Source organism: Segatella asaccharophila, assembly GCF_054687055.1.
Genome location: NZ_BAACAN010000007.1, coordinates 96,570 through 113,002 on the forward strand (window position 1 = coordinate 96,570; position 16,433 = coordinate 113,002).

Here is a 16,433-nt window from a genome sequence, read left to right on the forward strand (position 1 = left end):
TTGCCTCTAAAAGGAAATGATCAAACGGGTGTTCCTGTTGGTCCAACCGTTTGGAGTGATTGGTGTATGCCATTAATCTTTATCTTTTAAATGAATTTCCTCTGCGATTTGATAATCATTCCTTTTTGTGTTTTGCCGGCTGATCAAATCCCCTAAAAATCCTGCGAGGAAGAGTTGTGTCCCCAGTACCATAGTGGTCAGGGCAATAAAGAAATAAGGAGAGTCGGTGATCAGATTGCCATATATTCCTTCATGTAGGGCAACAAGTTTGTCTATACCCAGGATGATCAGGGCTATAAAACCGACAAAGAACACGATGGACCCCAGAAATCCGAATACGTGCATGGGCTTTTTGCCAAAATTAGTGAGGAACCAGAGGGTGAGCAGGTCCAGGTAGCCGTTAAAGAAACGATTGACACCAAACTTGGATTTGCCATATTTTCGGGCGTGATGATGTACCACCTTTTCTCCGATTTTGTCAAAACCAGCATTTTTTGCCAGATAGGGTATGTAACGGTGCATTTCACCATAAACTTCAATATTCTTGACGACTACTTTTTTATAGGCTTTCAATCCGCAATTGAAATCGTGAAGATTGTGGATTCCGCTGATCCACCGTGCTGTAGCATTAAAGAGTTTGGTCGGAATGGTCTTGGATAGGGGATCATAGCGTTTTTTCTTATATCCGGAAACCATGTCGTAATTCTCTTCCGTAATCATCTTGTACAGACCAGGTATCTCTTCCGGAGAGTCTTGCAGGTCCGCATCCATGGTGATCACTACGTCACCTTGTGCAACCTTAAATCCACAGTATAATGCAGGACTCTTGCCGTAATTGCGGCGGAAGCGGATGCCCTTTACACAGTCGGACTTTTTCGACAATGATTGGATTACTTTCCAGGAATCATCTGTTGATCCGTCGTTGACGAAGATAATTTCATAGGTGTAATGATGGGCATCCATGACTCTAACGATCCAGTTATAGAGCTCCGGAAGAGACTCTGATTCATTGTAAAGGGGGATGATGACAGATATATTCATTTCTTTAAGATGGATTTCAATTGTTGTCAGAATGATTATCTTGTATGTGCGTGTGAGAAACCGGTCGAGCCATGATGGCTGCTATGATCGGACTCGCAATCAATGCTCCGAAGAGTTCAAGGATGAAAAACATAGAAGCCCATGCCAGCGGGCTCATCATACTGACGGCCTCCTTAAGTTGCTGGGCCTGTGCGGCATTCAAGTTGTAGACTTTGGCAATGATGGAATAAGATTCATTCCATTGCTGCAGAAAGCCGCTGATGTCACCGAATTTGAAATAGAGATACTGTACTACCCCCATGATGAGTGCGGCATGAAAGAAGGTCTCAGCTGTATAGAGGAGTCCTCTACGAAAAGAGATGACACCATCAAGGGCACCATCTCTGAATCTCTTCAGTCTGAAGGCTACAAAAAAAGGAGTGGCCAGGACGGCCAGGTCTCCCACGGGAGCCAGCAGGGGCATTCTTACCGCCAGCATCGTACAAAGAAATCCGGCAATCCACAACACGGAGAGAAAGGCTCCATCCTGTCGTGCAAAAGCTCTTACTTGTGTAATATTTTGCGATGTAATCATGTTCGATAATTGTATCTTGTTTGAGAGTGCAATGAAGTAATAGCCTGAGATTGTGGCGGATTAGCCTTCTTTCTGCAATGGAGTAATAGTTTTTCTTTCCATCTGGCAGAATCTTCACTGTGGAGCCTCTTATTTTCTGCAAAAATACTTAAAATCCTTCATAAAAAAGAGGGATAGGTGGAAAATTTACTTTTTTTGAATAAACAAAAAGGGTTCAAATAATATTGTTGTTCTTTTAACGATAAGTCAGAATCATAGTCACTGATTCTCACGACGATAGTCAATTGTGGGCGATATGGTGCATTTTGCTTCTCCATGATCAAAAAAACAACAATATCAGTCCTCGAAATGCCGGAGGGGGCACCATGAAAAAGAGCAGTCACACTGCTGATGGTGAACTGCCCTTAATAATTGTGCCTTCTGCCGGAATCGGACCGGCAACCTTCAGAATGATACCATTCCATGCTCTCCTCTGAGCTTTAGAAGGCAGGTGGGCAAGCGATTCTTAGCGCGCCGCTACGACCCTGTACCCTTGCTTCGTTCCCAACCTGGGGGAATTCCAGAGGAGCTGGCCGTAAGAGACTTGCCCGTGTAACTTGTTTTCACAAGTGAATGCAAAGATAAGAATTTTATTTCAAATGGGAAAGGATTCTGAAGTATTTACCCATTTTTAACATTTTCTCTGTTCCTTGTCCAGAACGGTTTTTGGCAGGATTTGTGTAGATTAAAAATCGACCACCGTTATTCCTGCACCTCCGAATTGGACATTCTCGTCTGAGAAATGAGTTACATTCGGAATGGTCGCAAGATATTGTCGGATCAGGTCTCTCAGTATGCCCGTACCTTTCCCGTGAAGGATTCTGACCCGGGGGACGTTCATGAGAATAGCATCATCGATGAAGTGTTGTACGGTGTTAAGAGCTTCATCTCCTCGCATGCCGCGGACATCCAGATCTTGGTGAAACTGACTTCTGTGAGTGTCAATGGTCGACTGTGTCGTCTGGCTGACAGACTCATTCCGGAGTCGGTCTGCTATTGCCTCTTGCCGGGTGGTATCATTCTGCTTCTCCATCCGGGCATCTGGGAGGATGGGGACATATTCCAGTTTGCTCTTATCTACAGTTGTCAACATATCACCGAACACGACCCTTGCCCCCTTTCCGTTCAGACTTACTATCTTCCCGGTCTGGTTCATGCCCTTGATCCGGACGGGATCACCGATAGCCAGTTCGGGATGAGCCAGGGTTACAGTTCCTGTCCGGTGGCTTTTCTGAAGTTCCAGGTTTTTAGCCCTTTCAGCCTTGTGTTTTTCACGGCGCTCTCTGCGTTGCTTGATTTTCTCTATTTTGAGGGCTATGGCATCCTCATTCTTCTGTTCACTGTCTACCTTTTGTTTGAAATGGTCCAACTCTTGCCTGGCCTGTCGGGTAATCTCCTTTTGAGCCTGACTTTCACGTATCGTCTTAATGGCGTTTTCAATCTTCTTGTTACTTTCTGCCAATAAGGAACGGGCTTCATCTTTTGCCTTTTCAAGGATTTCCCGGCGCTTTTCCTCGACATCGCTAAGGCTTTCCTCATATCGTGCAGATTCCTTCTCCACTTCCTTTTCCTTCTGGTGGATTTGCTGGCGTTTGCTTTCCCAATAACGTTTGTCACGCACAATATCCTGAAGGTATTTATCACTCTGGATATAATCGTTGCCGACAATCTCGGAGGCCTCCCTGATGACGTTTTCCGGAAGGCCGATCTTCCGGGCTATGTCGACGGCAAAAGAACTCCCCGGTCGTCCGATGGCCAACTGAAAGAGGGGTCGCATCTCATGGCGGTCATAGAGCATCGCGCCATTGACCACCTCTTGATGGGAGTCGGCAAAGTGCTTCAGATTAGAATAGTGTGTAGTCACTACTCCCCATGCCCCCTTTTCCAAGAGTTGGTTGAGGACACACTCTGCGATTGCTCCACCGATGCGGGGCTCTGTTCCGCTGCCGAATTCATCAATCAGAAAGAGGGTGTGTTCATTCGCCTGTTTCATCATGTTCTTCATGTGAAGCAAATGTGAGGAATAAGTGCTCAGGTCATTTTCCAGGCTTTGTTCATCACCGATGTCAATCATGATGTCCTGGAAGATACCCGCATGTGAATTTTCTGCTACAGGGATAGGCAGGCCGCACTGCAACATATACTGCAAGAGCCCGACGGTTTTCAGGCACACCGATTTTCCACCTGCATTAGGTCCTGAAATGACCAGGATCCGGGCGTCCTTCTTCAGGATAATATCTAAAGGAACAAGTTGGTGCGACCCATTTTCCTTTTCTTTCAAGGTCTTTTCCAGAAGAGGGTGCCGTGCCTGAACCCAGTCTATCACGGGCTGGTCTTCTACTTTAGGTTCAGAAGCCTTCATGGATCTGGCTAATGCCACCTTTGCATAGATCAGGTCAATATCACCCATAAAGCGACATACATCAAGCAGTTCTCTCACGTACGGACGGATGAGTGTGGTAACTTCTTTCAATATCCTGATTTCTTCCTGACGCTCTTTCCCTTCCAGTTCCCGGACCTTATTGTTTGCATCTACCACTTCTTCGGGTTCAATGAAGACCGTCTTTCCTGTAGCAGACTCATCATGGACAATACCGCGGATCCGCCGTTTCAAACTCGGGGCTACCGGGATAACGAGACTTCCATCACGCATGGTGGGTGAGATGTCTTTATCCACCACTCCTTCACTCTGTGCAGAACGGAGAATTCCGTATAATGTCTTGGTAATGCTTCCCCGGGCACGCTTGAGGGAGCTGCGAATATCATGTAATTCAGGCGAAGCATTGTCCCGCAGATGTCCATCTTCGTCGATAATCTGCTGTATCCTTTGTATAATCTTAGGAAAATCGGCCACCCCATCAGCTAATTCGTACAGGGCGGGGTAAGTGGTGCCCGGACAGTCGGTACCTGTCTCTTGCTTCTTGCCCTGGTCATCATCGCGGGATCTGACAAATTTAAGAATCAGCCTTTCCGTTTTTAACAGTTTTTCGAGAGCGAAGAGTTCGTCTTCTTCCAGATGGGTGTTCTGAATATGGATTCTCTGGATGGCCTGACGAAGGTCAAGGAATCCATCAAGCGGAAACTGTTCTTCTTTTTCTAACAGACTACGGAGTTCACGAACCTCCTCAAGATTTTCGTTGATATCCTCTGACTGACAGGAGAAGGAAAGGGTGGTGACCCGTTCCTGTCCTAATCTGCACAGGCAGAATTTTGAGAGTTGCTGCTTGATTTCATCGAAACCGATCTTTTCTTCGAAATTTTTGGGATAAATCATGCAGCAAAGATACGGCAAAAAAGCAAATTCGCAAAATATTCACAATTTTTTGTCATTCTATCTGCACATCACCGGTACGTTTGAGAACGCCCCAGGACTGTAACTCTCCCTTAATGGCCTTAAGATAGGTCTTGAAGAGCACGAAGTACATGATCCAGCGGTAGAAGAAACGTTGCGGAATAATCCAGAACAGTTTGCTGAGTCGTTCATGCTCAAACATGAAGGCCATAAAGGAAACACTGCCATCGATCAGCAGGAACAGCAGGTAATAGGAGAATATCTGCCAGAAATTGCCTGTAAACAGTCCTATGATCATCAGCAGGTCGGCAATAGGCGAGAAGGTAGGGATGATATACTGGAACACCAGCATATTCGGCAGTGCCCATAGCCCCAGTCCCTTGTGCTTTGTGGTGAAGAGTTCTGACCGGTGCTTCCAGAAAGATTGCAAGACACCGAAACACCAGCGTGTGCGCTGCTTGACAAACTGTCTTATCGTTTCTGGAGCCTCGGTCAATGCTACTGCCTTGTTTTCATTTTCTATAATGTAACCTGCATCCAGGATACGCATTGTCAGGTCACAATCCTCAGCCAGTGTATCCGTAGTCAATCCTCCGGCATCAATGATCGCCTGACGGCGGAAACAGCCGATAGCTCCTGGTATTACTGTAATGGCATTTACACTGGAGTAAGCCATCCTGTCGAAATTCTGACTGGTAGTGTATTCAATGGACTGCCATTTCGTAAGGATGTTACGCTCGTTCCCGGTTTTCACATTGCCTGCTACGGCACCAACCTTCTTGTCGGTATCAGCTAACATGTGTTTCATCATGATGCCTATGGCGTCATGCTGCAGACGGGTGTCAGCATCAATACAGACGATATATTCTGCATCAGTATGGTTGATGCCGTTGTTCAGTGCAGAAGCCTTGCCGGCATTCTTCTGGTGAAGGATCTGAATTTTATGATCGTCACCGAAATGATCCTGAACACATTGTAAGGTGTTATCCTTACTGCCATCGTCCACGAAGACAACGTTGAAATTGGGATAGTCTTGCTTACGGAGATTACTTAAGGTAGCAGTGATGTTTACTTCTTCATTGTAAGCCGGGACGATAATGGATACCAGAGGTGCAGTATGGGGATCAATTTCCGGATAAATGCGATGGTGCTCAATCCGCTTCTCCCTGATCATCAGGATATACATTACTACTAATCGGATAAGACCCAGTACCAGGAAGATGATCAGTAGTGCCGTAATGAAGTCGCCGATTTCATAGATCAAGGTGGCCAGGGCAAGATTGGATTGCATGGCATAGTAAGTATTTCCCTTTTTGATCGGTGGCATCAGTTGGTCGCGGCTTTTTCCGAGATACTGTTCGATAGAGATAAAATGGTAACCTTCTTTTTTGAGCTCACGGATAATGAGAGGCAGAGCCTGAAGGGTGTGTTTACGGGTTACTCCTCCTGCATCATGCATCAGGATGATATGTCCGTTGCCCTGGTGGACTCCTTTGATGACACGGTTGTAAATTTGTTGTGTCGTGATCCCCGGTTGCCAGTCATCAGGATCTATGGATTCGCCGACGAACAGGTAATTGCGTCTGGAGGCTAATATAATAGGTTCGATTTCATCCCGTGTCGTAGGATCTGCATCAGCATTGTATGGCGCACGGAATAAGATAGTGCTTTGTCCGGTAATACTTTCCAGGAGCATCCGGGTGAGCTTCAGTTCTGTATAAGCCCGTTGAGCGGAGTTCATAGCTACATTCGGGTGGGTAAACGTATGGTTGCCGATAGTGTGCCCCTCTTGATATACCTCTTTTACCAAAGGCAGGTTTTTCTCCATCTGCAGTCCTACCATAAAGAAGGTAGCCTTGATGTGATAATGCTTGAGAATACTGAGAATAGTAGGGGTCCATCTGTAATCAGGCCCGTCATCAAAGGTCAACAATAGTTGTTTCTTCTTTGCGTGTCCGATTTTGTCAATTTCGTAGGATTGCGGGATCTGTAAGTATTTTTCTCCTGAGATCAGCATGTCCTGCCGGTCAATGGATAATTTTGCCCTTCCGGGTTGTGGCTCGGATTTGACATTGAGTATCTCCCCGTTGCCCATATAGTTAATATCATAGAGCCCAGGGATATTTTCTAATTTAATAAGGGGAAATTTAACGGCGTCTGGGCGGGTCATGTTATGGTCATAGAATTTCCACATTCGCTGATCTTCTGTTCCTAAGCGCCAGAGGCAGAAACCGGCTGTAGGATATTCACTGCCAAAACGCATAAGGTTGAACAGGGTGGCAGCATCCGTGAAGTAGACTTCATGCAACTGGTTATTATCATCATCATAAGAGAAGTTCAAATTGTAAGTGTTCTCGTCATAATTGATGTCAGAACCGGCATCGGAAGCACTGGCCAGTGCTGCATTATAGGAGACCGTAGTGCCCCCGTCGGCTTTCGTCCAGTCATAACCATAACCGGCAAGACCGAGGACGATTTTATCATTGGGGATGGATCTGGCAGCCTGATCCATGGCATGCTCGACCCATAATTGTGAACTGATAGCTCCGGGAGAACTGCCGGCATTGTGCTCATCATAGGCCATGAGGAAGAGATAGTCATCATATTTTGAAAGATTGACCACATCATAGTCTTCATTGTCAGGTGCAATATCCTGGGTTACAAAAAGATTGTTGTCATGAAAAGTAGAGGAGAGATGTTTTACAAAGTTGGTGAGATTCGTGTTATCGTTGATCTGTAATTCCTCAAGGTCAAGATTGATGCCTGAAAAATGATACCTTTGGCAAGTCTTCAGGAGGCGATAGATAAATTTTTTGCTGGTCTTTGGATTGTTTATGATCCTGCCGATAGGTTTGGCACGGAAGCTTTCACCATAGTTGTTGGTGAGCATCGGCAATACAGGGATGCCTGACTTGCGGAACAGTCTGAGGGCTTTTTTATCAATATGGATTTCCAATGAGTCGGTCTTTGGATTAATAAAAAACCACTCTGGGAGGATCATATTCAAATGCTTGAGATTACGTTTAAGGGATTGAAAGGAATGGCCATCCCAGTTAACATACCATGCAGCCCGAACCCCTAGTGCAGGACTATCCCATTCTTGTAAGTAGCGGTCAGTGGCTTTATCCGCCTTTACATGAAAGCGGTGCTGCCTCATGGCCTCAGCCGTATAGTCGTTGTGCATATTCTTCTCTTTGAAGAAATCACGGAAAGTCTTATACTGTCTTGACATCGCGTTGGATCTCATCAAGGGCTTTTCTGCAGTCAGAGCCCGGCGGTATTCCCGGATCAGTGGCATCTTTGGGGAGCCTTCCAAGGCGAACATCGTAATGAAGGTGATGACCAGCAGGAAAAGTATTACTGCCATTACTCTCAGTGTCCACAAAAATTTAATCCATCGTGATTTGGACTCAGTTTGGAAAATCTGTTTACCCATAAATTCTTTTTAAGATTTATATTTTGCTTTGGTCACTTGATTTTCAAGTTTTTAGAACTTATTGGTGATGATTTTTTGTCCTAAACTTGTAATTTGGCGCAAAATTACGATTTTGTGTACAAACAGAAAAAGAAATAAGATTAAAAGAACTAAATGAATACTTACAAATGCTTAAACTCCTTTAATAATTTGAGCTTTAGACAAGAAAAAGTAAAGATAAGAGTTAAAAGGGTTAGGAATCACTTTGCATAAAAAGAGGATACTGCGTAGAATCCTGGAGAGATGGTGGCGCAAAAGATACAATATTGGCCTGTTGTAGAAAACAGTTCACCATCGTCTTTTCATAAGGTGTCCTATTTTAAGAAATAGCTTTCTTCCTTTTCCTAGACAGTTTTGAAATTAAAGTTAAATATGGACGGATTCCTAGGCATAACGAGATCGTCTTTTGGTTATTTGCAGTATAATATCTATCTTTGTGATAGACCAATAATTTTGTATTTATGGACGTCAAGATAGAGGAGAGTTGGAGACGACGTTTGCAAGGAGAATTTGATAAACCATATTTTGAAAAACTGGTTGCATTTGTAAGGAGTGAGTATGCAAATTATCATGTGCTTCCACGGGGACGCTTCATCTTTCGCATGTTCGATGCTTGTCCTTTCGAAAAAGTGAAAGTTGTCATTTTAGGACAGGATCCTTATCCTACTCCGGGGCAATATTATGGGGTATGTTTTTCCGTGCCAGAAGGAGTACCTGTTCCAGCTTCTTTGGCAAATATATTTCAGGAAATACATCAGGATCTGGGCAAGCCGATACCTGCTTCTGGTAATCTGGACCGATGGGTAGATCAGGGGGTGTTTCTTATGAACTCCGTTCTTACGGTGCGTGCCTACGAAACGGGTTCACACCGTAATAAAGGATGGGAGACTTTTACAGATGCTGTAATCCGGAAATTGAGTGATGAGCGCGAGAACCTGGTGTTTATGTTATGGGGGAGTTATGCGAAAGCGAAAATGCCCCTTATTGATACCCGTAAGCATCTTGTGCTGACCGCTGCTCATCCTTCACCCCGGTCAGCTGACCGCGGATTCTTTGATTGCAGACATTTTAGTAAGGCTAATGCATTCTTGCGTGGGAAGGGTATAGGGGAAATCGATTGGTAAATCATTGTTCTTTATGGCTTCCTCTTGATTTATGATGTTGCGGTAGCAATGCTATTGTCTCGTGATATGCCCTGAGTCGGTGCTCATAGGTATTTTTGTAAAAGAAGGGTTGACCTTGTGATTTATAATCTAATTGACGGATGATGTCTTTTTAATGATGATAGGTATAATCCTATAAAGGTAAGAGAACCGTTCAGCATGAGGAGTTCGTAACCAAAGGTGTAGTTAGTCATCTTGGATACTGCGATATTTAAAATCAGACAGATAAAAGGGGAGAGAATACAGATATAAGGAACCCACTTGTCAGATACATCTCGTCGGGTAAGCAGGCCGTAGGCGAAGAGACCCAATAAGGGTCCGTATGTATAAGAGCAAAGAATATAGATGGCATTGATGACACTTGTTGAGTTGACGGCCTTAAATGCTAATATAAATAGGGTGAAAAGGACGGCTATGCCTATATGGGCCTTTTTGCGCAGATGTTCATTCCGGGGTTGATTGCAGATGTCCACGCAGAAACTTGTCGTTAAGGCTGTCAGCGCTGAATCGGCCGAGGAAAATGCTGCAGCCACAACTCCTATCGTAAAAAGAATAACAACAGTATCACCTAGTTTGCCACTGGCGGCGAACATCGGCAGAAGATCATCACCTTGTTTGGGCAAAGCAACACCTTGCTGATGGGCTAACATCAATAGGAGTATTCCCAGGGAGAGGAAGAGAAGGTTGGCTGGAACGAAGGCAAATCCATAGCTGCACATATCTTTCTGGGCATCACGAAGATTCTTGCAAGTAAGGTTTTTCTGCATCATATCCTGATCGAGGCCTGTCATCACAATAACAATGAAGATGCCACTCAGGAATTGTTTCCAGAAATTCTGTTTCGAGATCCAGTCATTCCAAACAAATATCTGACTATGGGTATCATGTGCAATGGCAACAACAGCGTCTCCAACAGTGAAGTGTAAATCAGAAATGACTTCAAATAGGATAAGGATTAATGCCACAAACATACATAGTGTCTGAAAAGTGTCTGTCCAGACTAGAGTCTTGATTCCCCCTCTGCGGGTATATAGCCAGATAAGACCTACCATAGCAATGACAGTAACGGGGAAGGGTACACCGATTCCTTCAAGTACAAATTTCTGCAGGATAATGCATACGACATAGAAGCGTACCGCTGCGCCGGTCATCTTGGATAATAGGAAAAATGATGCACCGGTCTTGTATGATCGCATACCCAGTCGGTCTTGCAAATAGGAATAGATGGTCGTAAGATTGAACTTATAATAGATTGGTAATAGCAGGAAGGCAACCGCAAAATAACCGAAAATGAAACCGATGCACATCTGCAGATAAGTCATATTCGTTAGCATTACCATACCTGGTACGGAGACAAAGGTAATTCCAGAAATGCTGGCACCAATCATTCCAAAAGCTACCATATACCATGGTGATCGCTGATTACCTCGATAGAAAGTGTTATTGTCTGTTTTTTTTGCCGTAAATCGGCTGATAAGGAGAAGAATGGCAAAATAGGCAAATATGGTAATGACAATGAGCATAATTTACAGATCTATTTCAGCGAGAAAACTTAATGCTCGGCAAAAGTACAAAGTAATTTCTGTTTAAGGGAATAATTTTATTCAAAAAATGAAAAAATAGATTTAGTAGGACACAGATGGATTAATTCTTTGTACATTTGCGATTGTGAGCGGATTTTGCTAAATTTGTCTTTTGATCTAATAAAAGTACTAAGTACTATGTCTTTTGAGCTCTTTTCTCTATTCGTTGCGTAAGCCCCTGCTGTTATAACTGGTTTTCTCAGTTCTATAGTTTTGCTGTGGTAGAGGCTGTTGAACTTGTTATCCCATTTACGGTGCAGTATGATATTGATTTATGAGTCTGTAATCATTAATAAAATAGAATGAATATATTTGAAAGATTAAAACAGCTGGTTTTACCAGGAAGGAGTCACGAGGTAGCACTTGTCCTGGGAGGTGGCGGGGCCAGAGGGTTCGCATATATCGGTGCGATAGAAGTCCTTGAGGAGAGGGGATACGTGATCCATTCCGTAGCCGGAACTTCTATTGGAGCTTTAATAGGAGGATTGTGGGCTGCAGGTAGGATGAAGGAAGTTAAGGAGATCGTTCTGAAACTTAACAAGAAAGAAGTCTTGTCACTTATGGATGTTTCTATCGGACTGGATCATCTGATGTCGGGAGAGAAACTACTGACTGTTTTCAATCAATTGGTGGGTGACACGAAGATAGAGGATCTGCCGGTAAATTTCTGCTGTTCTGCTTCTGATCTGGTGAGTGGTAAAGAGATGGTCTTCCGTAAAGGTTCCTTGAAAATGGCTATGAGGGCCAGCATGTCCATACCTTGTTTCTTTAAACCGGTAAAGGATCATCGTCATATCTATGTTGACGGTGGTGTCCAAAACACATTGCCATTGAACAGGGTAGCCAGGAAAAAGGGTGACTGGCTCTTTGCCGTTAATGCTTCAGCACCAGATAGAAAGTTGGCCCCAGCCTTTGTGACCAAATTAAAGAAACCACGGGAGGGGAAATTCGGTAAATTCCTCGATAACCTTCCTTTCCACTATCATGATTTTTCCGAGAACGCAATGAACATAGCCATGCGGGTGGCTAGTCTCTCCATACAAGCTAATGTGCAAATGGAAATGGAACTGATTCCGCCTGACCTCTGTGCAGATATACCTATGGACCGTTTCGGTCTTTTTGATTTTGACAAGGGGGAAGAGCTTATCCGATTCGGGAGGGATGAAATGAGCCGCAAACTGGATGAGTTTGAACAGGGAAGGAGATCATGAGTTTTTCTGTATTTATTCTTTCCCAGGCTTTTTCGTTTGTGGAAGAAGCAGATTGGTGACGACACCGATAATGGCAGAAAGACCAATACCACTCATGGTGAAGTTGCCGAACTGGAGGACTGCACCGCCTATTCCCATTGTGAGTGTTACGGAAACGATAATGATATTACGGGTCTCGTTGAGGTCTACTTTATGCTGGATCAGGTTCTGTACACCGACACTGGCGATAGAACCGAACAACAGCAGCATGATTCCGCCCAGCACAGCACGGGGGATAGACTGTAGTAGGGCACTCAGTTTACCGATAACAGAGAAAATGATCGCAGTACCGGCTGCTATGCGTATTACTACGGGATCTTTTACTTTCGTAATCTGCATTGCGCCGGTCACTTCTGAATAAGTTGTGACAGGAGGGCCCCCAAGAAAGGCGGCAGCCAGACAGGCTAAACCATCCCCTAACATGGTACGGTGGAGCCCTGGATCTTTTACGAAGTCTTTTCCTGCAACAGAACTGACCACATAGACATCGCCGATATGTTCTATCACTGGTGCTATGGCTACAGGCATCATGAATACGATTGGTTGCCAGGAGAATTCGGGCAGATGGAAATGGGCTATGGATCCGGGTAAGGCAAACCATGCAGCCTTTTCCACCCCGGAAAAGTCAACTACACCCATGCAGAGTGCTGCTATGTATCCTACGGTGATGCCGCAGACGATAGGCACGAGCTTTAACATTCCCTTGCCTAATGAGAGTATGCAGATGGCTGTGACAAGTGAAATGAAAGCTAATGTCCAGTTTCCTTTAGCCATGTCTACAGCAGAAGAGGATAAGGATAAACCAATGAGGATGATGATTGGGCCGATGACAACAGGCGGGAAGATACGATTCAGAAATTTCTTACCTTGCCATTTGATTAGTGCACTCATGATAAAATAGACCACAGATACACCGACGATCCCGGCTAAGGTTCCCGCCATGCCCCATTCTCTGCTGGCCTGGATAATAGGAGTGATGAAAGCAAAACTGCTCCCTAGAAATATAGGAACCTTTCCTTGGGTAACGAGATGAAAGATGAAAGTGCCCAGACCGGCCGTAAATAAGGCAGTGGCAGGATCGAGTCCGACAAGGAGTGGCACAAGGACTGTGGCGCCAAAAGCAACGAAGAGAAATTGAACTCCCACAATTGTCTTCCGGCCGGTCGATAAAGATATATTTTCCATTTGTACTATTGGTTTTATCTCTGCTATAAAAGGCGGTTTTAGAAATAAATTGTCCTTTTGTTTTGCAAAGGTAAATGAAACTTCATTAAAAAGCAAACCTTATGATGAAAAATATAAGGAAGATTTATCATATTGTTGTGCATAAGGTCGGATTTGGTGTTAGTTGTAGATGCTTTAAATAATAAGTCAGAGATAATGACAAATATCTTTATGTGGGTATGATAAATAGGATATTTCTTCATTTATATATATTTCTTGTTCAGATCAGTGTGCTGAGGTGAGGGTACAGATAAGTTAATTTATAGTTAATTGTAGGCATTATCCACCCTTTTTATATGTATAATAGTTAAATAATATCCTTCCTAATCACTTTTTCACCTTTGGTGTTTGTTGCGTAATGGATTTTGATTTATATTTGTAGTGTCATATTGATATACTACACTATAACTAATGAGCAGGACAAATAAAAATAACAATCTTGGATTCGGTAATGTGTTCAATAAAGAATATTATTATGGAAGCAATTATATATAGCAGCAGCAATAGAGAGAGTGTTTTCCAGCCTGAGTAATTCATCCGTTAATAGTGATGAATGACAGAATATTTATATTATGCCTGTCATGAATTTACCTTTGGATCTTTTATACGAGAAAACAAGTGGAAATAACGCAATATAAATATTGAACTTATGAATTTTAATAATAACAAAGCAATATATGTCCAGATGGCAGATCGCCTGTGCGATGAAATCGTAGCGGGGAAATATGCAGTCCATGAACGTATACCAAGTGTCAGAGAGTATGCAGTTATGTTGGAAGTTAACACAAATACAGTTGTTAAGACTTATGATTTGCTTGCCCGTGAACATGTCGTATATAATAAGAGAGGCCTAGGTTATTTCGTCAATGAAGGCGCAAGAGATTTAATCATAGCTTCTCGCAAGAAAGCTTTCCTTGAGGAGACTCTTCCCGAACTTTTCCGGCAGATGAAACTTCTAGGCATCAATATCAGAGATATTGAAGATGAATGGCTTAAGAGCAAGAATAATCCTGCTCTTGATAAATGATCAAAAAGGCATTTTGACCGTTAATATTAGCAATATTTATTTGAACATTAAAAATAGTAACATTATGATCAAAATCAATCATATCAGTTTTGAATATCCAGGCAGAAAGCATCCTGTTTTTGAGGATCTGAGTTTTTCATTGGAAAGTAACCATATCTATGGTTTGTTGGGTAAAAATGGCATGGGTAAGAGTACACTGCTCTATCTTATTTCAGGACTCCTTCGTCCTAAAAGTGGAGAGATCCTTGTTGATGGTGTTCCTTCCAAGGATCGTCGGCTTTCTGTTTTGCAGGACATTTTCATTGTACCGGAAGAGTACGATATGCCCCCGGTAACCTTGAGGGAGTTTGTTAAAATGAATGAGGTTTTCTATCCTCATTTCAATATAGAAGTACTCCGAAATTGTTTGAGAGACTTTGAGTTGTCGGAGGAACCCAATCTAAAGGAACTCTCTATGGGACAGAAGAAGAAAATCTATATGAGTTTTGCATTAGCTTCAGGAACGAGATATTTGCTAATGGATGAGCCGACCAATGGCCTCGATATTCCTTCGAAGAGTTTATTCCGTAAGGTAGTTGCTCAGAACGTGACAGAGGGGAGTACCCTTATTATTTCTACTCATCAGGTTCACGATCTGGAAAGTCTGCTGGACCATATTATCATATTAGATAATTCACATATCCTTGTCAATTCTTCTGTTGCTGATATTACCGGCAAATATACCTTTTCTTTTCGCAGTGCACAGGAGATGGACGATGTTCTTTATGCAGAACCTTCTTTTCAAGGTAATGCGGCTATATCTCTCCGCAAACCAGAAGATGAGGAGACAACCCTCAATCTGGAGCTCTTTTTCAATGCTGCGACTAAGGGAAGATTAAATTATTGATTTTTAATAGCATATAATATGAAAACATTTGATATTTATCGTTTCGGAAAAGTACTGAAATGGACAGTATATTACAATAAGTCAATATTGATGAAGATTACCATGGGATTTTTTATAGCTTTTCTGGCTATATATCTTCTTACTACGAATCTGATCTTTTCTTCCAGTAGTTCGTTTCCATTCCGCCTGGATAGTGCTGCTGGAGTTACTCTTGGTGTATTTGTTGTTTTTTTGTTCCTGACACCTTCATGGATCCTTTCGAATATGAAAGATCGGAAGAGTTCATTGGACTATTTGATGTTACCTGCCACAAACCTCGAGAAGTTTCTTGCGCGTATCGTCATGGTTACTGTCTTTTATACACTTTGTGTCGTTGTAGCACAGATTGCCGCAGATCTTATCCAGTGGATTATCTCTCTATTCCGGTATCCGATATCTCAAACTGGTCTGATCAGCATAGATATTTTTAAAAATCATTATATATCTTTCGGAGGATATGCAGTGGGAGGAAATTCTTGTTATGCGGGAGGTAATATAATGCTTTTGACATGGATAATATGGATGCATTCTGTCTATACTCTTGGTGGTACCGTTTTTCGTAAGAGTGCCTGGATTATAACATCTTTACTTCTTCTAGTTTTAGGAATTATTCTGATGTGGTCTAAATTTGAGGTATCTTTAATGGCTGATGGTGTCATTATAATCCTGATATTTCTTGTGTTTGCAGGACTTAACTATTTTATGTCCTATAAGATATTTTGTCGTATGCAACTTATTAATAATAAATGGATTAATCTTTAAAGGTAGAGAGGATAGCTCTCATAATTAAGTTTCTGTATTCCAGCTTGTATAAATGGATTAGGAAAACAATTCAGGAAA

At 43.0% G+C, this 16,433-nt stretch carries 11 protein-coding genes and 1 other RNA gene; 5 read left to right on the top strand and 7 right to left on the bottom strand.

Translation table 11 applies throughout. From position 1 onward, the window contains the following. Positions 1-72: 72 nt before the first annotated feature. From ACYRYG_RS06085 to ACYRYG_RS06105, 5 genes are all read right to left on the bottom strand, one after another. The gene (locus ACYRYG_RS06085) at positions 73-1,041 is read right to left on the bottom strand and encodes a glycosyltransferase family 2 protein (protein ID WP_293416554.1); all 969 of its coding nucleotides are present in this window, start codon (positions 1,039-1,041) and stop codon (positions 73-75) included. 16 nt (positions 1,042-1,057) lie between these two features. Then, on the bottom strand, positions 1,058-1,615 hold the full coding sequence (locus ACYRYG_RS06090; RefSeq protein WP_293416556.1) for a DUF4199 domain-containing protein: 558 nt from the start codon (positions 1,613-1,615) through the stop codon (positions 1,058-1,060). A 495-nt stretch (positions 1,616-2,110) separates the two neighbouring features. Then, positions 2,111-2,204, bottom strand: an RNA gene (gene ffs, locus ACYRYG_RS06095) — signal recognition particle sRNA small type. Positions 2,205-2,339: 135 nt separating this feature from the next. After that, complete coding sequence (locus ACYRYG_RS06100) at positions 2,340-4,928, bottom strand: endonuclease MutS2 (RefSeq protein ID WP_460197829.1); 2,589 nt, start codon at positions 4,926-4,928, stop codon at positions 2,340-2,342. Positions 4,929-4,980: 52 nt separating this feature from the next. Beyond that, positions 4,981-8,382 carry a glycosyltransferase gene (locus tag ACYRYG_RS06105; protein WP_460197830.1) on the bottom strand — a complete coding sequence of 1,134 codons (3,402 nt, stop codon included), beginning with the start codon at positions 8,380-8,382 and terminating at the stop codon, positions 4,981-4,983. Between the two features lie 500 nt (positions 8,383-8,882). Between ACYRYG_RS06105 and ung the strand changes: the two genes are divergently transcribed. Continuing rightward, positions 8,883-9,545, top strand: coding sequence for a uracil-DNA glycosylase (ung, locus tag ACYRYG_RS06110; RefSeq protein ID WP_293416562.1), 663 nt, complete (start codon positions 8,883-8,885; stop codon positions 9,543-9,545). Positions 9,546-9,667: 122 nt separating this feature from the next. On the opposite strand, the gene ACYRYG_RS06115 is transcribed toward ung, so the two are convergent. Beyond that, positions 9,668-11,107 carry a sodium:solute symporter gene (locus ACYRYG_RS06115; protein ID WP_293416564.1) on the bottom strand — a complete coding sequence of 480 codons (1,440 nt, stop codon included), beginning with the start codon at positions 11,105-11,107 and terminating at the stop codon, positions 9,668-9,670. A gap of 362 nt (positions 11,108-11,469) precedes the next feature. On the opposite strand from ACYRYG_RS06115, the gene ACYRYG_RS06120 reads away from it, so the two are divergent. Further along, on the top strand, positions 11,470-12,378 hold the full coding sequence (locus tag ACYRYG_RS06120; RefSeq protein ID WP_294730209.1) for a patatin-like phospholipase family protein: 909 nt from the start codon (positions 11,470-11,472) through the stop codon (positions 12,376-12,378). A 12-nt stretch (positions 12,379-12,390) separates the two neighbouring features. On the opposite strand, the gene ACYRYG_RS06125 is transcribed toward ACYRYG_RS06120, so the two are convergent. Next, complete coding sequence (locus tag ACYRYG_RS06125) at positions 12,391-13,602, bottom strand: uracil-xanthine permease family protein (RefSeq protein ID WP_294730207.1); 1,212 nt, start codon at positions 13,600-13,602, stop codon at positions 12,391-12,393. Positions 13,603-14,290: 688 nt separating this feature from the next. On the opposite strand from ACYRYG_RS06125, the gene ACYRYG_RS06130 reads away from it, so the two are divergent. From ACYRYG_RS06130 to ACYRYG_RS06140, 3 genes are all read left to right on the top strand, one after another. Next, positions 14,291-14,668 carry a GntR family transcriptional regulator gene (locus ACYRYG_RS06130; RefSeq protein WP_293443029.1) on the top strand — a complete coding sequence of 126 codons (378 nt, stop codon included), beginning with the start codon at positions 14,291-14,293 and terminating at the stop codon, positions 14,666-14,668. Between the two features lie 64 nt (positions 14,669-14,732). Beyond that, positions 14,733-15,554: an ABC transporter ATP-binding protein gene (locus ACYRYG_RS06135; protein WP_293416572.1), complete on the top strand. Its 822-nt coding sequence runs from the start codon at positions 14,733-14,735 to the stop codon at positions 15,552-15,554. Between the two features lie 18 nt (positions 15,555-15,572). Then, entirely contained in the window at positions 15,573-16,355 is a 783-nt protein-coding gene (locus tag ACYRYG_RS06140) for a hypothetical protein (protein ID WP_293427644.1), read from the top strand. Positions 16,356-16,433: the final 78 nt, after the last annotated feature.

What these genes read in the sequence shown, in the direction of transcription:
- ACYRYG_RS06130 (WP_293443029.1), top strand. Translation starts at nt 14,291, where the DNA reads ATGAATTTTAATAATAACAAAGCAATATATGTCCAGATGGCAGATCGC.
- ung (WP_293416562.1), top strand. Translation starts at nt 8,883, where the DNA reads ATGGACGTCAAGATAGAGGAGAGTTGGAGACGACGTTTGCAAGGAGAA.
- ACYRYG_RS06120 (WP_294730209.1), top strand. Translation starts at nt 11,470, where the DNA reads ATGAATATATTTGAAAGATTAAAACAGCTGGTTTTACCAGGAAGGAGT.
- ACYRYG_RS06105 (WP_460197830.1), bottom strand. Translation starts at nt 8,382, where the DNA reads ATGGGTAAACAGATTTTCCAAACTGAGTCCAAATCACGATGGATTAAA.
- ACYRYG_RS06140 (WP_293427644.1), top strand. Translation starts at nt 15,573, where the DNA reads ATGAAAACATTTGATATTTATCGTTTCGGAAAAGTACTGAAATGGACA.
- ACYRYG_RS06125 (WP_294730207.1), bottom strand. Translation starts at nt 13,602, where the DNA reads ATGGAAAATATATCTTTATCGACCGGCCGGAAGACAATTGTGGGAGTT.
- ACYRYG_RS06090 (WP_293416556.1), bottom strand. Translation starts at nt 1,615, where the DNA reads ATGATTACATCGCAAAATATTACACAAGTAAGAGCTTTTGCACGACAG.
- ACYRYG_RS06085 (WP_293416554.1), bottom strand. Translation starts at nt 1,041, where the DNA reads ATGAATATATCTGTCATCATCCCCCTTTACAATGAATCAGAGTCTCTT.
- ACYRYG_RS06135 (WP_293416572.1), top strand. Translation starts at nt 14,733, where the DNA reads ATGATCAAAATCAATCATATCAGTTTTGAATATCCAGGCAGAAAGCAT.
- ACYRYG_RS06100 (WP_460197829.1), bottom strand. Translation starts at nt 4,928, where the DNA reads ATGATTTATCCCAAAAATTTCGAAGAAAAGATCGGTTTCGATGAAATC.
- ACYRYG_RS06115 (WP_293416564.1), bottom strand. Translation starts at nt 11,107, where the DNA reads ATGCTCATTGTCATTACCATATTTGCCTATTTTGCCATTCTTCTCCTT.